Genomic DNA, 19,065 nt, shown 5'->3' with positions numbered 1-19,065 from the left:
GTGTCGGATTTGACATCGGCTTTTGGTGTTTGCTTTACGATCTGAGTCATGAAAAAACTGCTAATAATCAGCTTTATAGCCTTGCCGATACTGGCATCGGCGCAAACCCTCTCGGGGCGGGTACAGGCCACTGAGAAAGGTAAACCAACCCCCCTGCCCGGCGCCACCGTCTACTGGTCGGGCGGGCTGAAAGGCACGGTGGCCGACTCTACCGGCCAATTCCGAATCGACACGGTCGGTGCCACCAACCGGCTGGTGGTTAGCTACGTCGGGTACGTACCTGATACCCTTACCATCACCGATTACACCACCCCGCTGACCGTGACGTTGCGAGCCACCCAGCAACTGGCCGAAGTGGTCGTAACGGCGGGTAACACGCAGATTGACCGGCTCAACCCCATTCAGACCGAAGTGCTGACGCAACGTACCCTGGCCAAGGCCGCCTGTTGCAACCTGTCGGAAAGCTTCGAAACCAACGCCTCAGTCAACGTCTCATATGCCGATGCCGTCACGGGGGCTAAGCAGATTCAGTTTCTGGGACTGGGCGGGCAATACGTGCAAACCAACGTTGAAAACATCCCGACCATCCGGGGGCTGGCCACCACGTTTGGCCTCAATTACATCCCCGGTACGTGGATAACCAGCATCGATATCGGCAAAGGGACCGGGTCGGTGGTGAACGGCTACGAAACCATCAGCGGGCAGATCAATGTGGAACTGCAAAAACCCGATTACCGGGGTGAAACTCAACTGCCCAACATGCTGATCAATGGGTACGTTAATGCCTTCGGCCGGGTGGAAGGGAACGTCAATTATTCGCAGGCACTGTCCGAAAAGTGGAGTATCGGGGCGCTGGGGCACGTGAGCACCCTCCGCACCGAGATCGATCAGAACGGCGACCGGTTTCGCGATCTGCCGCTGTATACGCAATATAACGGCGTGCTACGGGCCAAATACAGTTCGGAACGCTGGATGTGGCAGGGGGGGCTGAAAGCGCTCTCTGAAAACCGCGATGGTGGGCAGCTCAGCAGCGTGGGGGCGTATCGGTACGGGTTCACCAACCAGACAACCCGCACCGAGCTCTTCAGCAAACTGGCCCGGCTTTTCCCCGAAAAACCGTATCGTGGCCTCGGCCTGATCCTGAACGCGACCTGGCACAAACAGGCATCGCTGTTTGGCCTGCGGCCTTACACCGGCAATGAACAGTCGCTATATGGCAACCTGATCTACCAGACCATCATCGGTAACACCAACCATACGGTGAAAACGGGCGCGAGCTACCTGATGGATAACTTCGACGAACTGTTTGTGACGCAGCCGCTCAAGCGGCGTGAGTCGGTGCCGGGTGCCTTTTTTGAATATGCTTACACGTACCCGGAACGGTTTGCGCTGGTGCTGGGCAATCGCCTCGACGTGCACAACCTATACGGCACCTACTGGTCGCCGCGTGTGCACCTGAAATACCACGTGCACGGGCAGATCACGCTGCGGGCATCGGCGGGCCGGGGCTGGCGCGTGCCTAACCAGATTGCCGAAAACTACGGTTACTTCGTGTCGTCGCGGCAGGTGTTTCTCAACAACAACGTTCGCCCCGAAGTTGCCTGGACCTACACGGCTGGCCTGACCAATGAGTTTCTGCTGTTTGGTAAAAAGGCCACGCTGACCCTCGACGCCAGCCGGACCGATTTCCAGAATCAACTGGTAGTCGATGCCGATCAGCCGCGTAACCTGCTGTTCTACAACCTTGTTGGTCAATCGTTTGCCAACAGTTTTCAGGCCGAGCTAACGGTGGTTCCCGTCAAGCGAGCCGAGGTGAAAATGGCTTATCGCTTTTTCGACGCCCGGCAAAGCATGGGTGCCTTGCAGTTTGAACGGGTGTTGATGCCGCGCATGATGATCAGCCGCGACCGCTTGCTGTTCAATGCCGCCTACGCCTTACCCTACGACAAATGGAAGTTCGACGCGACGCTGCAACTCAACGGACCCAAGCGCCTGCCGGTCGACGATGCCACCCACACGCACGTGTCGTACTCGGCTATGCGCTGGACGTATTCGCCCTGGTTTGCCAATCTCAACGCACAGATTATGCGTAGCTTCCGCACCTGGCAGGTGTATCTGGGCGGCGAAAACCTGACCAACTACCGGCAACCTAACCCTATCATCGGGGCTGCCGACCCGTTTGATACCAGTTTTGACGCCGCCGGCCAAAACTGGGGCCCCGTTACGGGCGCGTTGCTCTATGCCGGTTTCCGATTCACGTTAGAACCGTAATAGGCTTCGCCGTCATTGGTTGTCATTGATGGTCATTGGTTGTCATTGATTGTTTTTTTACCATAAATGGCAATCAATGACCATCAATGACGGCGAAGCCAAATAACCACCTACTTATGACACTTCGCATCAAGAATATGGTTTGTGACCGGTGCCTGCGCTCCGTGCAGCGGGTACTGGAAGCGCTTGGGCTAACGGTAGAGACGATCGAGTTGGGGCGTGTCGAGGTACGTACCTGGCCAGAGACTATCAGCCGGGAAACCGTGCAGCAAGCGCTGGAAGCCGAGGGGTTCGCCCTGATCGACGACCCTAAAGCCACACTAGCCGAGCAGCTGAAAGTGTTGCTGATCAACGAGGTGCACCACGCACACGAACGGCCTGCGCACCAGAACGTATCCGACTTTCTGAGCCAGAAATTGGGCTACGACTACACGTACCTGAGCCAGTTGTTTTCAACCCAAACCGGCCAGACTATCGAGCGGTTTCTGATCAGCCAGCGCATCGAGCGGGCCAAGGCGTTGTTGCAGGAAGGCGAGTTGCCCATTGCTGATATTGCTTTTCAATTGGGCTACAGTAGCGTGCCGCATTTTACCAATCAGTTTCGGAAAGAGGTTGGCAAAACCCCCGCGCAATTCCGAAAAGAGCCCACCGGCCGCCGCACGCTGGATGCCGTGTAGGGTATGGCGTTCAACAACTGGGGCCTTGGTGAAATCGAGTAGTCTATTACCGGAGAGTCAATGCAATAGGTTGGTTATTAGAAATTTATGGTTATTTAGGTGCATAACTGTTTCCTAAACCGATCCTACTATGTATACGATCAGCAGTTGGGCCGGCAAAAACCCCTGGCTCATTCGACTTTTTATTTTGCCCGTACTCTTCTATGTGCAAGGTAAAATCGCGTTTGCTGCAGGCGCTGATCTCTTTTTCTACGGCTTTTCTGCAGCCGATTTCTGGTTTTGGGGACTGATTGGCGTGATTTGGCTAGCTGCTTATCTATACCCGCACGACGCCCGTGCCCAGTTGAAAACTAACTTCTGGGTTGTCAAACGCCTGGAGTTGCTGAGTTGTACGGCTGTTTTTGGCCTGTGGATGTTTGCTGGAAACCAAATGGCCCAACACGTCGAGGGAAAGGCGCCGCTATCAAAGACTGACCCGGTACGGATGGCAAGTGTGAGCCACACTAAGAGCGATTCCGAAAGCCGGACAAAAATTGAGACGAAAGAACAGAATCGAGTCAAACGCGCCTATCGTGCCTATTTCCGAAACGCCATCAAGCGAATCAAGAAGGATCACCAGACAAAGCACTGGTTTACAGTTGTTATTAGTATTCTGGCTGGCGTTGTCCTGATCGGTCTCGGTATTATAATGTTGGTTTGTGGCATTCAATGCAGCGGTTCCGGCGGTATGGTAGCGCTAGGTGTAATCGGGGGGCTTGGCCTCGTTGGCTTAGGTATTTGGGTGCTGATTGCCGGGATTCGCCGACGCCCCCAAGCTGGCTGAGTGCCTGCATACCAGCCAACGGCAGTCACTAAAGCGGCACCAGTGCGCCCTATTTAATCGGCTTGTTGCCTGCTTCAGGCTGGGGGCGCAGCACGTGCACGTCGAGCAGGGCGAGGGGGCGGGCAAGGTATTCGCGCAGTAGCGTTTTCCACGAATAGCCGTCAGGTACGTCCTGTGCGGCGAAGGCCACGGCGTTGATACCCTCGTGATTGCCGATGTACAGCGCCCGGATGTTATGGAAATTCTGCGAGATAATGGTGATGTGATGCTGCCGGAACACCTCTTTACACCGCAAGACCGAGTCGAAAGTACGATAACCCGCGTAATCAGGAATCATGGCGTCGGCAGGAACCCCAAGTTTAAGGAGCGCCTTTTCCATGTCTTCGGGCTCGTTGTAAAACGCTGAGTCGTTGTTGCCGCTCAGGATGAGGTATTTGACCTTGCCTTCTTTCCAAAGCAGGGCGGTGGCCTCCATGCGGTACTTGAAGAACAGGTTCTCCTTCCCCCCCTTCACGTACTTGCTCGTGCCCAGAACGAGCCCCACGTCGTTGGTCGGCAGCTGATGGATGTTGAAGTAAATCTGGCTTTTCGTGTTGTAAATCACCCACCAGTTGCTAGCCAGCACAACCAGAACACCGACAAACATGCCCCACAAGCCGCCCTTGACCACACGCTTCACCTGCCGCACCGTCAGTCGGCGCGACAACCGGCGGCGAGCCGCAACGCGGTCAGTGGTGGGTCGGGCGGTAGTCATGCCTTGTCGTTTCATGGTCAACGGTTGTAGGTTAACGCTCGACGCTGACAGATCGTAATGTCACCGTTAAACTACAACCGTTAAACTACGTTAAAATAACCCCAACTGGCCGTCAGCTACGACTTCGGGCTCGTCGACGTCATCCTGAGTAACAACCGCAGAAGCGACCGTTGGTTTATCGTCAACGACGAGCGGCGGGGCTTTGGGCGCCAGCAGTTTAACTTCCTTCACTTTGGCAAAGGGCAGTGGTTTGCCGAGTGCCTTCCAGCCGCGCACGTCGATAAAGCCCGACGGCTCCAGCACCATTTTCTCCACAGGCCCGCGCTCTTTCTCCTGATACTGAATCTCGATGCGCGGCTGGGCGTCAATGCTGGCGGCGGCCAGTTTAGAGCCTTTGGCATCGCCAATGAACATAAACTTCTTGTCGATGGTGGTGGTCTCGATGCGGAATCGCTTCACAAACCACTGCTTTTGATTGGCTTCGTAGTAGACCGTCGATACCACCGTTTGCGGGTCGAACTTCTGCAACGCGATCACGTCGTTGGGCTCATACCGATTAGTCAAGTCGAAGGTCGTCAGTTCATACTCGCCCGACTTATAAACAACCAGAATGCTGTCTTTTGAGTCGAAATTGCCCAGCAGGCGGCCCCGCTCGTCGCGGTTGAGGCGCCCGAGGTGATCGTCGTACCAGATATCAAGGCCACCTAGCGTCGACGCACCGGCCGATTTCTGCACGATTTTCCGGATGTTGTACTTCGTCAGGATGTTACCCTGCGCCGACCGGTTTTTGATGCCGACCTGCGCAAAATCAAAGTCGAACTGCTTCAGCTTGGCCGCGCTCTGCGCCGTCAGGTTCACCGTAATGACTTCGGCCTCGCCGTTGTCGTTGGCCGTAAAATAAAGCACCTTCGATTTGGGGTTCCCCATCGTCAGGTCGTATTCGCGATCACGGGTAACGGCGGTTACGTTGAACCGTTTCGCCATCGAAATGCCCGACTTCCCATCGAGGTAAACCATGTTGTAGACCTTGCGCTCATCGTTCTTCTTGAACACCGACACGTGAATGATGTCTTTGCCCACGAAGGTTTTTTCCTGAATCTTGGTCACCACGCACTTGCCATCGCGCCGGAACACGATGATGTCGTCGATGTCGGAGCAGTCCGACACGAATTCGTCTTTCTTCAGGCCATACCCGATAAAGCCCCCTTCGCGGTCGACGTAGAGCTTCTGGTTGGCGGCGGCGACCACGTTGGCGGCAATGGTGTTGAACGCCCGGATTTCGGTGCGGCGGTCGCGGCCTTTGCCATACTTCTTTTGCAGGTCTTTGTAATAAGCAATGGCGTAGCGCGTCAGGTTGGCGAGGTTGTCTTCGGTCTCGGCCAGTTCCTGCTCCAGGCGGCGCATCAGCTCGTCGGCTTTGAACCCGTCGTACTTCGAGATCCGTTTGATCCGGATTTCGGTCAGGCGGATCAGGTCGTCCTGCGTGATGTCGCGGTAGAAAAGCTTCTTATGCGGTTTAAGGCCCTTATCGATCGTTTCAAGCACGGCCTCGAAGGTTTCGCATTCTTCGATTTTCCGGTAGATGCGGTTTTCGATGAAAATCTTCTCCAGCGAGGCGTAGAGCAGTTTCTCCATCAATTCCCGCCGCCGGATGTCCAACTCCTGCTTCAGCAGCGACACCGTTTGGTTGGTGTTGTAGCGCAGGATTTCCGTGACCGTTACGAAATGCGGTTTGTCCTGAATAATGACGCAGGCATTGGGCGAAATACTCACCTCGCAATCGGTGAAGGCGTAGAGCGCGTCGATCGTGACGTCGGGCGACACACCGGGTTGCAGGTGCACGATGATCTCCACGTCTTTGGCCGTATTGTCGACCACGGCGGCAATATTCTTACCCGGCGACTTGATCCGGATTTTGCCCAGCTCGGCGGCTTTAACGATCGAATCGCAGAGGGTCGAGGTGGTCACGCCGTAGGGCACGTCGCGGATGGCGAGCGTCTTTTTGTCGATCTCTTCGATGCGAGCACGTACCCGGACCTTACCGCCCCGCAGGCCGTCGTTGTAGTTGCTGACGTCGATGTAGCCGCCCGTCTGGAAGTCGGGGAAGAGCGACACCGGTTTGTCTTTCAGAATCGCAATCGAGGCGTCGATGAGCTCGTTGAAGTTGTGCGGCAGAATCTTGGTCGAGAGCCCGACGGCAATGCCATCGACGCCCATCGCCAGCAGCAACGGGAACTTCACCGGCAGCGTAACCGGCTCTTTTTTGCGGCCATCATACGATAGCTGCCATTCGGTGGTATCGGCATTGAACACCACGTCGCCGCCAAACTTCGACAGCCGCACCTCGATGTACCGGGCCGCCGCCGCCCCGTCGCCGGTCCTGACGTCGCCCCAGCTACCCTGGGTGTCGAAAATCAATTCTTTCTGCCCGATGTTCACGATAGCCTCGTTGATGGAGGCATCGCCATGCGGGTGGTATTGCATCGTTTGCCCGATCACGTTGGCCACTTTGTTGAAGCGGCCATCGTCCATCTCTTTCAGGGCGTGCAGAATGCGGCGCTGCACGGGCTTGAGCCCGTCTTCAATAGCCGGCACGGCCCGTTCGAGGATGACATACGAGGCATAATCGAGAAAATAGGTTTCGTAGAGGCCCGACACCACCGTTTGGTCGTGCAGGACTTCCTTGACTTCATCTGTATTTGTTGTTAGGTCATCAGTTGGCTCCTGATGTTGGTCATTCACCATGCGGTTTTACGAGGTTTGTGAACCTGATTTACTGTGAAAAAATGGGTAGGATCGCGATTGGCAAGAGCAGCCCCTTGCCCCCTTAAAGATACAAAAAAAACGCCAAAAAACCGGCTGGAAGCCAGAAAATGGGCTGTCAGGCTTGGTTACGAGTGTGTTGGTAGCCCTTCAGAAGAGGGGTGGAGCGGGCGCGGGGTTAGTGCCAGATTAAATTTTCTACTAAGCCTATGGCACAACCCTATTTGCACGAAAAATGCAGCAATTTCGCCATACCGTAACGTATTTATAATCATGAATAATCCTTACGTAGCCCTGCTGCGTACGGCCTGGCATTATGCCCGTGAGCAGCGAGGCCGCTATCTCCTTGTGTATCTGTTGTTTATTGGGGCGAACCTGGTAGTCGCCTGCCACCCGCTGTTGTTTGGCTGGTTTGTCGACCACATCCAGCGCGACTCGGGCGCGGTACTGGCCAGCACGCTCTACTATGCCGCCGCCTTCGTGGGGCTGAAACTGCTCGAATGGGCGTTTCACGGACCCGCCCGCATTCTGGAGCGCCAACTGGCATTTGACCTGAGCCGTAACTTTTTGCAGGAACTGTATCACCAGACGCTGCACCTGCCCGTAGCGTGGCACAAGCACCACCATAGCGGAGCCACCATCAACCGGATTAACAAGGCCTACGTGGCGCTGAAAGCCTTTTTCCAGAATGGCTTTACGTACCTGCACGTGGTGGCCAAATTCGTGCTGTCGTTTGGCGCCATGCTCTATTTCGCGCCGCTCTACGGCACCATCGGTCTGCTGCTGGGGGCGCTCACCGTCTGGGTGATTCGGCGCTTCGACAAGCCGTTTGTAGCCGCCCTGGAGGAGACCAACGAGCGCGAGCATCAGATGGCCTCGTCGTTGTTCGATAGCCTGTCGAACATCATCACCGTGGTGACGCTGCGCCTCGAACGCCGGATGGAGCAAAGCCTTTCGGGCCGGGTGGCTGCCATCAACGTGCCGTTCCGGCGCGAGATTCGCATCAACGAGTGGAAGTGGTTCGTGGCCACGATGCTCATTGCGCTGGTGTACCTCGTCATCACGGTTGGGTACGTTTATGACCACCACGTACCTGGCAAGGTTTTCTACGTGGGTGGGCTGGTAACGCTGCTTGGGTACGTTAACCAGTTCACGAGCGTATTCACCGATGTGGCTTGGCAATACACGCAGATCGTGCAGTACAACACCGACGTGCAGACGGCGCGGGGCATTGGCGACACCTTCCGGCAACACCGGGGGCTGACCTCGGACCCACCCGCTCTGCCCGCCCGCTGGCAGACGCTGTCGATCCGCGAGCTGTCGTTTCAGTACAGCACGCCCCGTTTTCTGGTCGATGAGGCTAACCCCGCGCAACCGGTTCGTCGGCCGTCGTCCCTGAATCGGGTGTCGCTTCAGTTGCAGCGCGGTCGGCGCATCGCCCTGATCGGGGAGTCGGGTTCGGGCAAAAGCACGCTGCTGAGCCTGTTGCGGGGCTTGTATGAACCCGATGCCGTACACTGGACAGTAGACGATCATGGCGCGGAGTTACCCTGGGCGTCGATTGGGCAGACGGTGACCCTGTTCCCGCAGGAGCCGGAAATTTTTGAAAACACCGTCGCCTACAACATCACGCTGGGTCTCCCGTTTGCCGACGACGAGGTGGAGCAAGTGTGCAAACTGGCCCGTTTCTCCGACGTCGTCCGGCATCTCCCCAACGGGCTGGGTACGTCCATGCAGGAGAAAGGGCTGAACCTGTCGGGTGGGCAAAAGCAGCGGCTGGCCCTGGCGCGGGGTATTCTGGCCGCCCGCCAAAGCGACATTGTGCTGATGGATGAACCCACGAGCAGCATCGACCCCAAAACTGAATACCTGATTTACCACGGGCTCTTGGCGCAGTTTGCCGACAAAGTAGTGGTGTCGTCGCTGCACCGGCTGCACCTGCTGCCCATGTTCGATTACATCTACATCCTCCGCGATGGGCAGGTGGTCGATGAGGGTACGTTCCCGCAGTTACGCCAGCAATCAGCCTTATTTGGCGATATGTGGCAACATCAAGCCAGCCTGATGGACGAAGAGAAAGAGCTAGTGAGTTGACGTTTTTAGTTTGGGGGATAAGCTTGGCTAACGCGTCTTATTTAGGCGTTAACCAAGCTTATCCCCAAATACTCAAGTCCAGTAGAGCACCGGGGCGGTGGGGAAGCGGCGGGTCCATTCGTCGTAGAAGAACCGTTTGAGGGCCTGCATGTCGGTGGGTTGGTAGACATACTTGGTGCCGCCAAACTTGTTGCGTTTCTGCGCCCGCGTGGCCTCGTCCATGTCGAGCGAGGTGTTGGGGTACCACTGCATCAGCACGTCTTTGGAGCCGGGCGTAAACCGGTGGCTGATAAACTCGGCGTTCATATTCAACTGATCGGCGTTGTTGGCGTAATCGAGCACCTCGTAGAGCCGATCGAGCAGGTGGGTGTATTCATCGCGCCAGTTGGGAATGGGCATGATTGGGGCAATCACTACGCCGATGGGGTAGCCGCCACCGCCCTGTGCTACGGGCAGCGCCAGTTTACGGAGCGCCTGAAGGCGAGCTTCCACCGAGGCTGTACCCCCTTCGAGCCGCCGCGCCACCGACTCGGCGTTGAGGCTGAACCGGGCGCGGGTCTGTCCGTTGTGTGCCAGCCCCAGCAGGCTATCGACCTGATCGTATTTGGTCACAAACCGCAACTGTCCCATCTCGCGCTGCCCGAAATACCGGATGCATTCGGCCAGACTGCCCGTCAGGTGTTCGATACCCAGCACGTCGGTGTAGCAGCTCACCTCGAAGGTAGTGGGCCGCTGCGCGTTGCCGGGCGTGTTCTGCCAGCTGGCGTTGGGTGGGTACGTTCCCTCGTAGGTGGCGGTGCCTTGCAACATCGTCGGGAGGTTGGCATACGCGCGCACCACCGGTGGCCCTTGCAGGCTACCGGCCAGGTAGCAATACTGGCAGTGCGCGGGACAACCTTCGGCCAGATTCATCTGCCAGTCGGCAGAAGGGGGGATAGGTTGCAGGCGCAGGGCGCTTGGCGGGGCGTTAACCACCGCCAGCGTATTCTTGGCGATGCGGTACGTCTCGCGGTCGTCGGCCCCACGCAGGCCCGAAAGCCGGTTCGACTTCATGACGTCGATGGGCAGATTCAGCGCCTCGACCCGTTCATAGATCTGCTGCCCGAACGGTTCGTTCAGGGTGTCGGGCGTAAAGATCACCCGCTTTGGCATCCATACCCGCGCCGACCGAAGGTCTGCTTTGGGCGTTATTTCCACACGATTCAACCGCACATCTGTCATCATATAGAAAACACCAGAACGGGCTAAAACGGTCCGAAAAAGGCGTTTAAATACTAAACCTTAAGGCTCAATCAGACGTATCAGTAAGGACCGGTTTCCAGTCAATGATATGAAAAAAGCGTCCTTTACGGGACGCATCCGTTGCATCTTTTCTACTTTTACCGCCCCATGCATATCTGTACTTTACGAAACGGCTTTTTGTGGCTTTTTTCGATGCCCGTCGCGGCACAACCGTTGACACAGGCGGCTGAAGTGGCGCAGGATACCCTGACGGCGCGCCCGCTCACCGAAGTCGTTGTACGCGCCTACGAATCGAACCGGTCCTTGCTGTCTACCGGCGCCGCCATCGGCGTGCTGTCGCAGCGGGATTTGAATCAGCGCTTTGCCACGCCTACGCTGGTGCCTGCCCTCAACACACTGCCCGGCGTCAGGATGGACGAACGCTCACCGGGTAGCTACCGCCTCTCCATCCGGGGTAGCCTTATCCGGTCACCGTTTGGGGTGCGCAACGTCAAAGTCTATTACGACAACATGCCACTGACCGATGCCGGTGGCAACACGCCGCTCAACAGCCTCGACCCGCGCATGCTGGGCCGGATCGAGGTGATCAAAGGGCCGTCGGGGAGCCTCTACGGGGCCAATACGGGCGGAACGGTGCTGCTGGGCGGTCCCAGTGCTACGCCCGGCACGCAGTCGGCCGAGGTAGGGTACCTGGCCGGAGCCTATGGGCTGCGGGGTTTTTCGGCGCTGGCGCAAACGGCGGGCGATCGCTCCAACGCGACGCTCTCGGTCAATCATTTGCAAAGCGATGGCTACCGCACCCAGAGCCTGATGACGCGCGACAACGTGGCCTTTACGGGGAAAATCGGGCTGGGTGAAAAGCAGTCGCTATCGGCGCTGTTACTCTACACCGACCTGCGCTACCAGACGCCGGGTGGCCTCACCGAAGCGCAGTTTCGCACCGATCCGCGGGCGGCCCGGCCTGCCACCCGCACCTTGCCCGGCAGCGTGGAGCAACAGGCGGGTATTTTTCAGAAAACGGGTTACGCGGGCTTGGTGCATACCGCCAACTGGAACACACACTGGCAAACGAACGCGGTTGTGTACGGCTCACTGACGAACCTCGAAAACCCGTTTATTACCAACTACGAAAAACGAACCGATCGCGGTTACGGTGGACGAGTCGTAGCGCGGTTTAGCCAGCCCATTGAGGGGGGCTTCGGCCTAGTGACGAGTTTCGGCGGCGAATTACAACGGAACCGGACGGGCTCCCTGAACTACGGCAACCGGGGCGGACAAATCGACACGCTACAGACCGACGATGCCCTTTGGGCTACCCAGGGTTCTCTGTTTTTGCAAAGCGAATTAACGCTGCCCTATGGTCTGATCCTGACGGCGGGTGTGAGTCGTAATCAGCTTACCTACGACTTTACACGTTATCGGCAGGGGCGTTTTCCCGGACCCGGACCACAAAATCGGGCGTTTGATCCAGTATGGCTAGGGCGGTTGTCAGTCTTAAAGGCGCTGGGTGAAAAAGCTGGTCTGTACCTGAATGTGAGTAGTGGCTACTCAGGCCCAACGAGCCAGGAAATGTTGTCGTCGGCAGGCTTTTTCAATGCTACACTCAATCCTGAGCGGGGCCAACAGGCTGAATTGGGACTGCGTGGACGGCTAGTTGATCGGCTTCAATTCGATCTGGTCGGCTATACGCTGAAACTGCGCGAAACCATCGTGCGGCGATCGCAGGAAAATGGAGCCGAATTCTTCGTCAACGCGGGCCGAACCGATCAGTATGGCCTGGAAACGTACCTGAGCTACGACCTGCTGCGGCCCGAACCGGGGCAGCGGGGCGCGTCGTTGAAACTGTGGCAGAGCCTGACGCTGAGCAACTACCGCTACCGCGATTACCAGCAACTGACCACCGACCTGTCGGGCAATCGGGTGCCGGGCGTAGCGCCGGTGGCGGGTGTCTGGGGGATCGATGCGGCGTTGCCCGCGGGCTTCTACGCCTACGTGACCTTCCAGTTTCTGCCGCCCTTTGCCCTCAACGATGCCAACACGGCCATGAGCGACCCGACGCGGCAGTTACAGGCAACGGTTGGGTATCGCCGGGCCATCGGTAAACACTTGACGGCCAATCTGTATGCGGGCGGCGACAACCTGCTTGACCAGACCTACAGCATCGGCTACGACCTGAACGCCGTGGGCAACCGCTACTACAACGCCGCCCCCCGCCGAAACTTTACGGTAGGGTTGCGGTTGGGAATAAAATAGTGGCGGGTCATTTGCTGCGCGTCATTCATTGTCATTGGTGGTCATTGATTGTTTTTACTACGGATGACTATCAATGACAACGAATGACCAGCAATGACAATGAATGACGCGCAGCCAATGACTACCAATGACCACCAATAACAACTTACTATGAACATCGGCGATAAAGTACGCATGGTACGGGCTACCGAACAGGGGGTGGTAACCCGCTTTCTGTCGGGCGGGCGCGTTGAAATTGAGATTGAAGATGGCTTCCGCATCCCCGTGTTGCAATCGGAGATTGTGGTGGTGTCGCCGATGGAGGCCGAACGCTTCAAACCGTCGACGGCCGCGGCCGAACTGCGGGAGACTATCGCCCCTCAACGATCGGCAGCAACGGCAAAAGGGCAGATTCTGGCGAACGTGGGACTGTATCTGGCCTTCGTGTCACAGAACGACCGCGACGTGGCCCTGCACGTTGTCAACAACACCGACTGGGAGCTTTTGCTGACCATCGCCGAAGAGCGCGAAGGCCGCTACCGGGGCCTGCAAAGCCTGACGCTGAAAGCCAAGACGCAAACCAAACTGCTCGAACAATACCAGATGGAGCGATTTGAGCAATGGCCTACGTTGCTGGTGCAGGCGGTGTATTTCCGGGGTGGCGTAGGGCAACCTGCCCGGATGCCGCTGGTGAAACGCCTGAAGCCCCGGGCGCAGCAGTTCTACAAAAACAAGCAGAACGTACCGGTACTCAACCAGCCGGGCCACGTGTTTCTGCTCGACGACGAAGCTGGCGCGGCGAGTCTGCCCAGCCAACCCGAGCAGATCAAAGAAGCGATGCTGTCGCCCACCGACGAACAGCCCCTCGTGGTGGTCGACCGGCCCACGTCGGTGGTGGATTTGCACATCGAAAAGCTCCTGCCTGCGGGGCCGGGCAGTCAGTCGCCGGGGCAGTTGGTGGATATTCAGTTGCGGGCCTTTGAGAAAAATTTAGAAAATGCCATCGCGTCGGGGATGGGTGAAATTACGTTTATTCACGGCGTGGGTAGTGGCAAGCTGCGGCAGGAGATTCACCGGCAATTGAGCCGCCACCCCAACGTTCGTTTTTTCGAGGATGCCCAGAAACAGAAATTTGGCTACGGTGCCACCAAGGTTACGCTTAAGTGAAAGAGTGAACGAGATAAAGCGTGAAAAAGTGGAGTCGGGGGGACGTCTTGTCTTCACCCTTTCACTCTTTATCTCGTTCACTCTTTCACTGTTCTCCTGCCAGCCGAACCGTACGGGCCGGCTGAACCCGGCTGCTCCCAAGGCAGCCTATACCACCACCATCATGGACGTTCGAAATGAAGCCCTACTCTCGACGGTCAATATCCCGGTGGGTATTGCCCTCGCCGACGTAGAACGGCAAATCAACAATCAGGTTAACGGGCTCATCTACGAAGACAATACGTTCGACGATGATGGCAGTACGCCCTTCATGACGAAAGTCTGGAAGCGCGCGCCTATCGGTGTGAAAGCGGGCGTGGTGCAGGGCGATAGCCTGTTTTATTTCAACGTACCGCTGAAAATCTGGGCCAGAGCGGGCAAGAAAGTGCTGGGCCTGATGCAGACCGGCGAAACCAGCTTTGAGATCGACATTCGGTTTGCCACACGCTTCTCCATCGACCCCGACTGGTCGGTACGTACCCAGACCAAAGCCGAGGGCTACGAGTACGTCACCAAACCCACCCTCCGCATCGTCGGCTTCGATGTACCCATTACCGGGCTGGTCAGCAAAGCCATCGACAGCAACCTCGGCACCATCACGCAGGCGCTCGACAAGCAGGTACGTACCCAGATCGACCTGCGCACGCCCGTCTTGCGCGCCTGGAACCTTATCCGGGAGCCTTACCTGCTCTCCGATGAATTCAAAACGTGGCTGTCGGTGGTGCCGCGCCGGGTGCTCATCACGCCGCTGCGCTTCGAGCAGGGCGAAATCCGGACGAGCATCGGGCTGGAAGGCCACACGCTCACGACGGTGGGACCGAAGCCGGTAGTCCGCCCCACCACCACGCTGCCCGACCTGACGGTGGTGAACACGGTGAAGGATGATTTTCGGGTGGGGATCATCGGTGAAGTAACGTACCCGGAGATTGCCGCGCTGGCCCAGAAACAGGTCGTGGGCAAGTCGTTCAGCTTCCGCGACGGGGCGTATTCCATCACCGTGGCCAGCCTGGACCTGTACGGCCAAAACGACAACCTCATCATCAAGGCGGGCATTACCGGCAGCGTTACGGGCGATATCTACCTGCGCGGCCAACCTTATTACGACCCCGCCACGAAAACGGTGTCGCTCAAAAATCTGGTCTACGACCTCGACACGAAAAACCTGTTGCAGCGGGCCGCGAGCTGGCTCCTGCAGGGCACCCTGGCGCGCACCCTGGAGAAAAACCTGAACTTCCCCGTTGGCGACCAGATCGACGCCGTGCGGGCGTCGGTGCAGGATCGGCTCCGCAACTACCAACTGGCCAAGGGTGTCACGCTGAAAGGTACGCTCAACGAAATCCGCCCCGATCAGGTGTACTTAACGCCTACCGCGCTGGTGGCGGTGGTGTATGCCAGCGGCAAGGTCGATATGAAAGTGGCCGGGCTGGAGTAGGCTGGCCTATTGCCAGATGCGCGCATCGACGGTCTGTCCAAGCTGTTTGGCCAGCGCGGCCTCCCGCTTCGCCTCGTCGGTCTGTCCGGCTTTTTGGAGTGCGTAGGCCGCATACAGGTGGGCCGGTCCGTTGGCCGGGTTCAGGGCAATGGCCTGCCGACACGCTTTGATAGCCTCAGCATAGTGCCGACTCTGCAAGTAAGCGGCGCCCAGATTGGTCCAGTGTTCGGCATTGCCGGGGTCGCGGTGGATGGCTTTCTGGTAGAACGGAATGGCCTTGCCAAACTGCCCACTCATGAAATAGGCCGACCCCAGGTTCACCAGCGTGTTCAGGTACGTAGAGTCGAGCGCATACGACTTTTCGAGCAGTCCGATCGCTTCCGCCAATTGCCCGTTGCCTACGAGCGCCGTGCCTTTGATCGTCAAGGCCACCACGTCGTTGGGGTTTTGGGTCAAGAGAAAATCGGCATCGCTGGCGGCCTCAGCCGGGCGCTTCAGTTTCGACAGCAGGTAGGCCCGATTGGCCCGAAACAGCGGGCGGGCGTCGATCTCGACGGCTTTGTTGTAGTCGGCGAGCGCGTCGTCGAGGCGGTCGTTCTGCTCGTAATACAGCGCCCGGTTGCTGTAGGCGGTGGCCGACAGAGGCTGGGTTTTCAATACATCGGTCCAAAGCGTTTCCGAATTTTTCCAGACCCCGATGCGCTGAAGGGACAGCAGGGTGCAGGCCAGCGAAAACAACCCCGCTACGGCCAGCAGCGCCCAACGAGTCCGCTTGGCCCGGGGTTGATCGAGGGTCATAGCGATGGCGAAAAATAGGCCGGTATAGGCGATGTAGGTGTATCGGTCGGCGTAGGCGGCGCTACCTACGGCTTTCACCAGTTGGAGCGTCAGCAGCAAATTCAGCCCAAAAAAGGCCAGCCCGAAAAACCACAGTGCCGAACGTCGGTACAGCCAGACCAGCCCCGCCGATACCAGGACGCTCAGTAGGGTGTAAACGAGAAAAATCGTGGGAAAGGGCGCACCTGCGCCAGGGCGGCTATAAAGCGCCGACAGGCCAACCGGCCAAACCAGTTTCAGCAGGTAGTTGATCAGGCCATAACCGGCGAGCTGGGTACGTTGCCAGAGCGAGAACTCGTCGTTGATGGCGGTAGCCGACTGCTGCGCCCAGAGCGTAACGTACGCAAACACCGCCGACATGATAATGAAAGGCAACGTGCCCCAGGCCTGCTGCGCCAGCTGGCCCAGCGACGTCGACCGGTGATACCACCAGGTGAGCAGTATCAGCACGGCGGGCAGGATTACGGCCGCCGGTTTGGCGAGGTTGGCGAGTAGCCCAGCCAGCAGGCTAAGCAGTAGCCAGCCCCACTGTTTCCGTTCCAGAAACAGCCAGTACAGGCCGAGCGAGAGCAGGAAAAAACTGCCGTAGAGCACATCTTTCCGTTCGGCAATCCAGGCCACCGACTCCACATGCATGGGATGAATGCCAAACCACAGCGCTACGGCAAAGGCAACCAGCCGTTTGCGACCCGACAACAGCCACACCAGCCCGAAGGTTAGCGCTACGTTGAGCAGGTGCAACAGCAGGTTGGTGCGGTGGTACTGATGGGGATCGGTGCCGCCCAGCGCGTAGTCGAGGCTCAGTGAGAGCATCGTGAGCGGGTGCCAGTTGCCCGACACAACGGTGGTGAAATAAGCCCGCAGCGGTGTTTTTTGCAGGTCGAGTAGCGGGTTGTTGGTCAGGTAGTCGGGGTCGTCCCAGTTGGTCAGGCCATTGCGTAGCGAGGGCCAATAGATGGTAGCGGTAATGGCCAGCGCAACGGTAAGCAGCCAGTACCAATCGATGTGAGGGACAAGCGTAGGGGCCGGACTGGCCGGTGGTATGGGCTGGGAAGCAGCCCTCCGGGTAGGCTTCTCGGCCAACAGAGTCGGGGTAGGGCGGGACTTCATAACGGATGGGTTCAGGCAAACTTATTCAATTTACGTGCCAGATGGCAAGCGGGATTGTATAACCATCCGCTACTTTTTAGGGTTTGGTTACTGGCTATGCCCCGAACAAGCTACCGCCCGAACGCACTTTTAGTTATGAAGACGATCCTGTTTCCAACGGATATTTCCGATAATCACGCCATTGCGCTGAACTACCTGCGCCTGCTGGCCCGCGCCTGGGAGGCGCGTGTGGTGGTGCTGCACGTGTACCAGCCACTTATTTCGGCCAGCACGTTGCCCACCTTCAACGACCCCGCGCTAGCCACACCAACCTTCGATACACTTGGCTCCGCCTCGACCGAACTCGAACTGGAATCGATCAGTCAGCAACACCTGAACCGGTTTGTCGACGAACTACAGGCGGAAGGGCTGGAGGCCGTTGGCGACTGGCGCATGGGAACGGTCGATGATGAGGTCGTGGAGGCAGCCCGGCAATACCAGCCCGATCTGCTGATTACGCACCGCACCCCCGCCGCGGGTTTTTTCGACCGGCTGGCTGGCAGCTCGGCTGGCGACATTGCCCGTTCGGCGCCCTGCCCGGTCTTGTACATTCCGCAAACGACCCGCACGGAGCCGCACATTCGATCGGTGGTGTATGTGTTGCAACAAAACATTACCCAGCAGATGGTCAGCGCCCAGACCGACCCGATCGTCGATTCGTTTGATGCGCACCTGACGATCGTGCCGCCCGAAGAGATTGACGAGTACAAGCCGGATCTGTACATCATCCAGCGCCGCGAAACAGGCTTCCTGGACGGCCTGCTCAGCTCCGACCCAACGGAGAAACTGCTTTCGGACTCGAAAGCGCCGGTGCTGGTTCATCACGAAGTGAAGTAAGGAAATACGGCCCACGCGTAGGCCGTGTCTTCTGCCAATTAGATATGACAAGGGGTGCCCCGGTTGCTTTTCACTCGAAAAGCAACCGGGGCACCCCCTTTATGTTGACTTCGTCTGTCTAGGTGTTCACTTCGGCTTCGGCCTGCACCTGCGCCAGTGGTTTCAGATTGGCCGGAATCTCTGGCTCCAGCGCATCGTAGGGGACCACTTCCAGAATGGGCGTGAGGTTGATGTCGGTAATTTCGACGGGCACCAGCATCGTGCTCAGGTTATCGGCCAGGCGCTGATGGGCCTCCCGCAGGTTGGCCCCGTTGATGAGCATGTTGCTGACGACCTTCTTCTGCCGACCCTTGTCATCCTCGGTCATGTAGTAGGTCTTGCACTTATACCAGTTGTCGCCGCCTTCGATGTGAAACACGTCGCTGAGGCGCATGGGCCGGATCGCCGTGATCTCAAACTCGGGCGTATTGTCGGCTACCACGCGGTACAGCCGGGCTTCAGCGTCGGTATAGGAAACGGCGTCGAGCAGGTACGTCTCGTTGATGGTTTTCAACTTCGGCGCTTCGGGGGAGCCGTCTTTCTGCGTATCAACGGCCACCGAATCGTCGGTTTGCTGGTAGCGAATTTTGCCGATAAACCAGGTTGGCATAGGAAAATGAATGTACGATGAACAATGAATAACGAACAATGGAAATGGCTGGTCTAAGGAAGCCAATTGTACATTGTACAGTATCCATTGTTCATTCAA

The 19,065-nt window shown here is 57.7% G+C and carries 13 protein-coding genes; 8 read left to right on the top strand and 5 right to left on the bottom strand.

Features of this window, described 5'->3' with window-relative positions; translation table 11 throughout:
* Positions 1 to 48 precede the first annotated feature (48 nt).
* The 3 genes from FAES_RS19435 to FAES_RS19425 all read left to right on the top strand — a co-directional run bounded on the left by FAES_RS19435 (position 49) and on the right by FAES_RS19425 (position 3,771).
* On the top strand, positions 49 to 2,271 hold the full coding sequence (locus tag FAES_RS19435) for a TonB-dependent receptor (RefSeq protein WP_015332927.1): 2,223 nt from the start codon (positions 49 to 51) through the stop codon (positions 2,269 to 2,271).
* 116 nt (positions 2,272 to 2,387) lie between these two features.
* The gene (locus tag FAES_RS19430; RefSeq protein ID WP_041258153.1) at positions 2,388 to 2,948 is read left to right on the top strand and encodes an AraC family transcriptional regulator; all 561 of its coding nucleotides are present in this window, start codon (positions 2,388 to 2,390) and stop codon (positions 2,946 to 2,948) included.
* Between the two features lie 130 nt (positions 2,949 to 3,078).
* On the top strand, positions 3,079 to 3,771 hold the full coding sequence (locus tag FAES_RS19425) for an immunoglobulin domain-containing protein (RefSeq protein WP_015332925.1): 693 nt from the start codon (positions 3,079 to 3,081) through the stop codon (positions 3,769 to 3,771).
* Positions 3,772 to 3,820: 49 nt separating this feature from the next.
* Here the strand turns inward: FAES_RS19425 and FAES_RS19420 are convergent, their stop codons facing one another.
* Together FAES_RS19420 and FAES_RS19415 are read right to left on the bottom strand one after the other, a co-directional pair.
* On the bottom strand, positions 3,821 to 4,540 hold the full coding sequence (locus FAES_RS19420) for a SanA/YdcF family protein (protein ID WP_015332924.1): 720 nt from the start codon (positions 4,538 to 4,540) through the stop codon (positions 3,821 to 3,823).
* A 75-nt stretch (positions 4,541 to 4,615) separates the two neighbouring features.
* Positions 4,616 to 7,270 carry a DNA gyrase/topoisomerase IV subunit A gene (locus tag FAES_RS19415; protein WP_015332923.1) on the bottom strand — a complete coding sequence of 885 codons (2,655 nt, stop codon included), beginning with the start codon at positions 7,268 to 7,270 and terminating at the stop codon, positions 4,616 to 4,618.
* 291 nt (positions 7,271 to 7,561) lie between these two features.
* Here FAES_RS19415 and FAES_RS19410 point away from each other — a divergent pair, with 291 nt between their 5' ends.
* Entirely contained in the window at positions 7,562 to 9,382 is a 1,821-nt protein-coding gene (locus FAES_RS19410) for an ABC transporter ATP-binding protein (RefSeq protein ID WP_015332922.1), read from the top strand.
* 72 nt (positions 9,383 to 9,454) lie between these two features.
* On the opposite strand, the gene FAES_RS19405 is transcribed toward FAES_RS19410, so the two are convergent.
* Complete coding sequence (locus tag FAES_RS19405) at positions 9,455 to 10,579, bottom strand: spore photoproduct lyase family protein (RefSeq protein WP_229364506.1); 1,125 nt, start codon at positions 10,577 to 10,579, stop codon at positions 9,455 to 9,457.
* 192 nt (positions 10,580 to 10,771) lie between these two features.
* Between FAES_RS19405 and FAES_RS19400 the strand changes: the two genes are divergently transcribed.
* The 3 genes from FAES_RS19400 (at position 10,772) to FAES_RS19390 (ending at position 15,494) form a co-directional block, all read left to right on the top strand.
* Positions 10,772 to 12,877 (top strand): TonB-dependent receptor, encoded by a 2,106-nt coding sequence (locus FAES_RS19400; protein WP_015332920.1) that lies wholly within the window; start codon positions 10,772 to 10,774, stop codon positions 12,875 to 12,877.
* A gap of 150 nt (positions 12,878 to 13,027) precedes the next feature.
* Positions 13,028 to 14,023, top strand: coding sequence for a DUF8465 domain-containing protein (locus FAES_RS19395; protein WP_015332919.1), 996 nt, complete (start codon positions 13,028 to 13,030; stop codon positions 14,021 to 14,023).
* A gap of 163 nt (positions 14,024 to 14,186) precedes the next feature.
* The gene (locus FAES_RS19390) at positions 14,187 to 15,494 is read left to right on the top strand and encodes a DUF4403 family protein (protein ID WP_041258149.1); all 1,308 of its coding nucleotides are present in this window, start codon (positions 14,187 to 14,189) and stop codon (positions 15,492 to 15,494) included.
* A gap of 6 nt (positions 15,495 to 15,500) precedes the next feature.
* Here FAES_RS19390 and FAES_RS19385 read toward each other — a convergent pair whose 3' ends face one another.
* Positions 15,501 to 17,441, bottom strand: a complete 1,941-nt coding sequence (locus FAES_RS19385; protein WP_015332917.1) for a tetratricopeptide repeat protein — start codon at positions 17,439 to 17,441, stop codon at positions 15,501 to 15,503.
* Positions 17,442 to 17,576: 135 nt separating this feature from the next.
* On the opposite strand from FAES_RS19385, the gene FAES_RS19380 reads away from it, so the two are divergent.
* A complete protein-coding gene (locus FAES_RS19380) occupies positions 17,577 to 18,317 on the top strand; it encodes a universal stress protein (protein WP_041258145.1) in 741 nt (246 codons plus the stop codon).
* A gap of 118 nt (positions 18,318 to 18,435) precedes the next feature.
* Here FAES_RS19380 and FAES_RS19375 read toward each other — a convergent pair whose 3' ends face one another.
* Positions 18,436 to 18,966: a DUF4494 domain-containing protein gene (locus tag FAES_RS19375; protein ID WP_015332915.1), complete on the bottom strand. Its 531-nt coding sequence runs from the start codon at positions 18,964 to 18,966 to the stop codon at positions 18,436 to 18,438.
* Positions 18,967 to 19,065 lie beyond the last annotated feature (99 nt).

This window comes from Fibrella aestuarina BUZ 2 (genome assembly GCF_000331105.1).
Classification (GTDB): domain Bacteria; phylum Bacteroidota; class Bacteroidia; order Cytophagales; family Spirosomataceae; genus Fibrella; species Fibrella aestuarina.
This window is presented reverse-complemented; position numbering and strand designations above follow the sequence as displayed.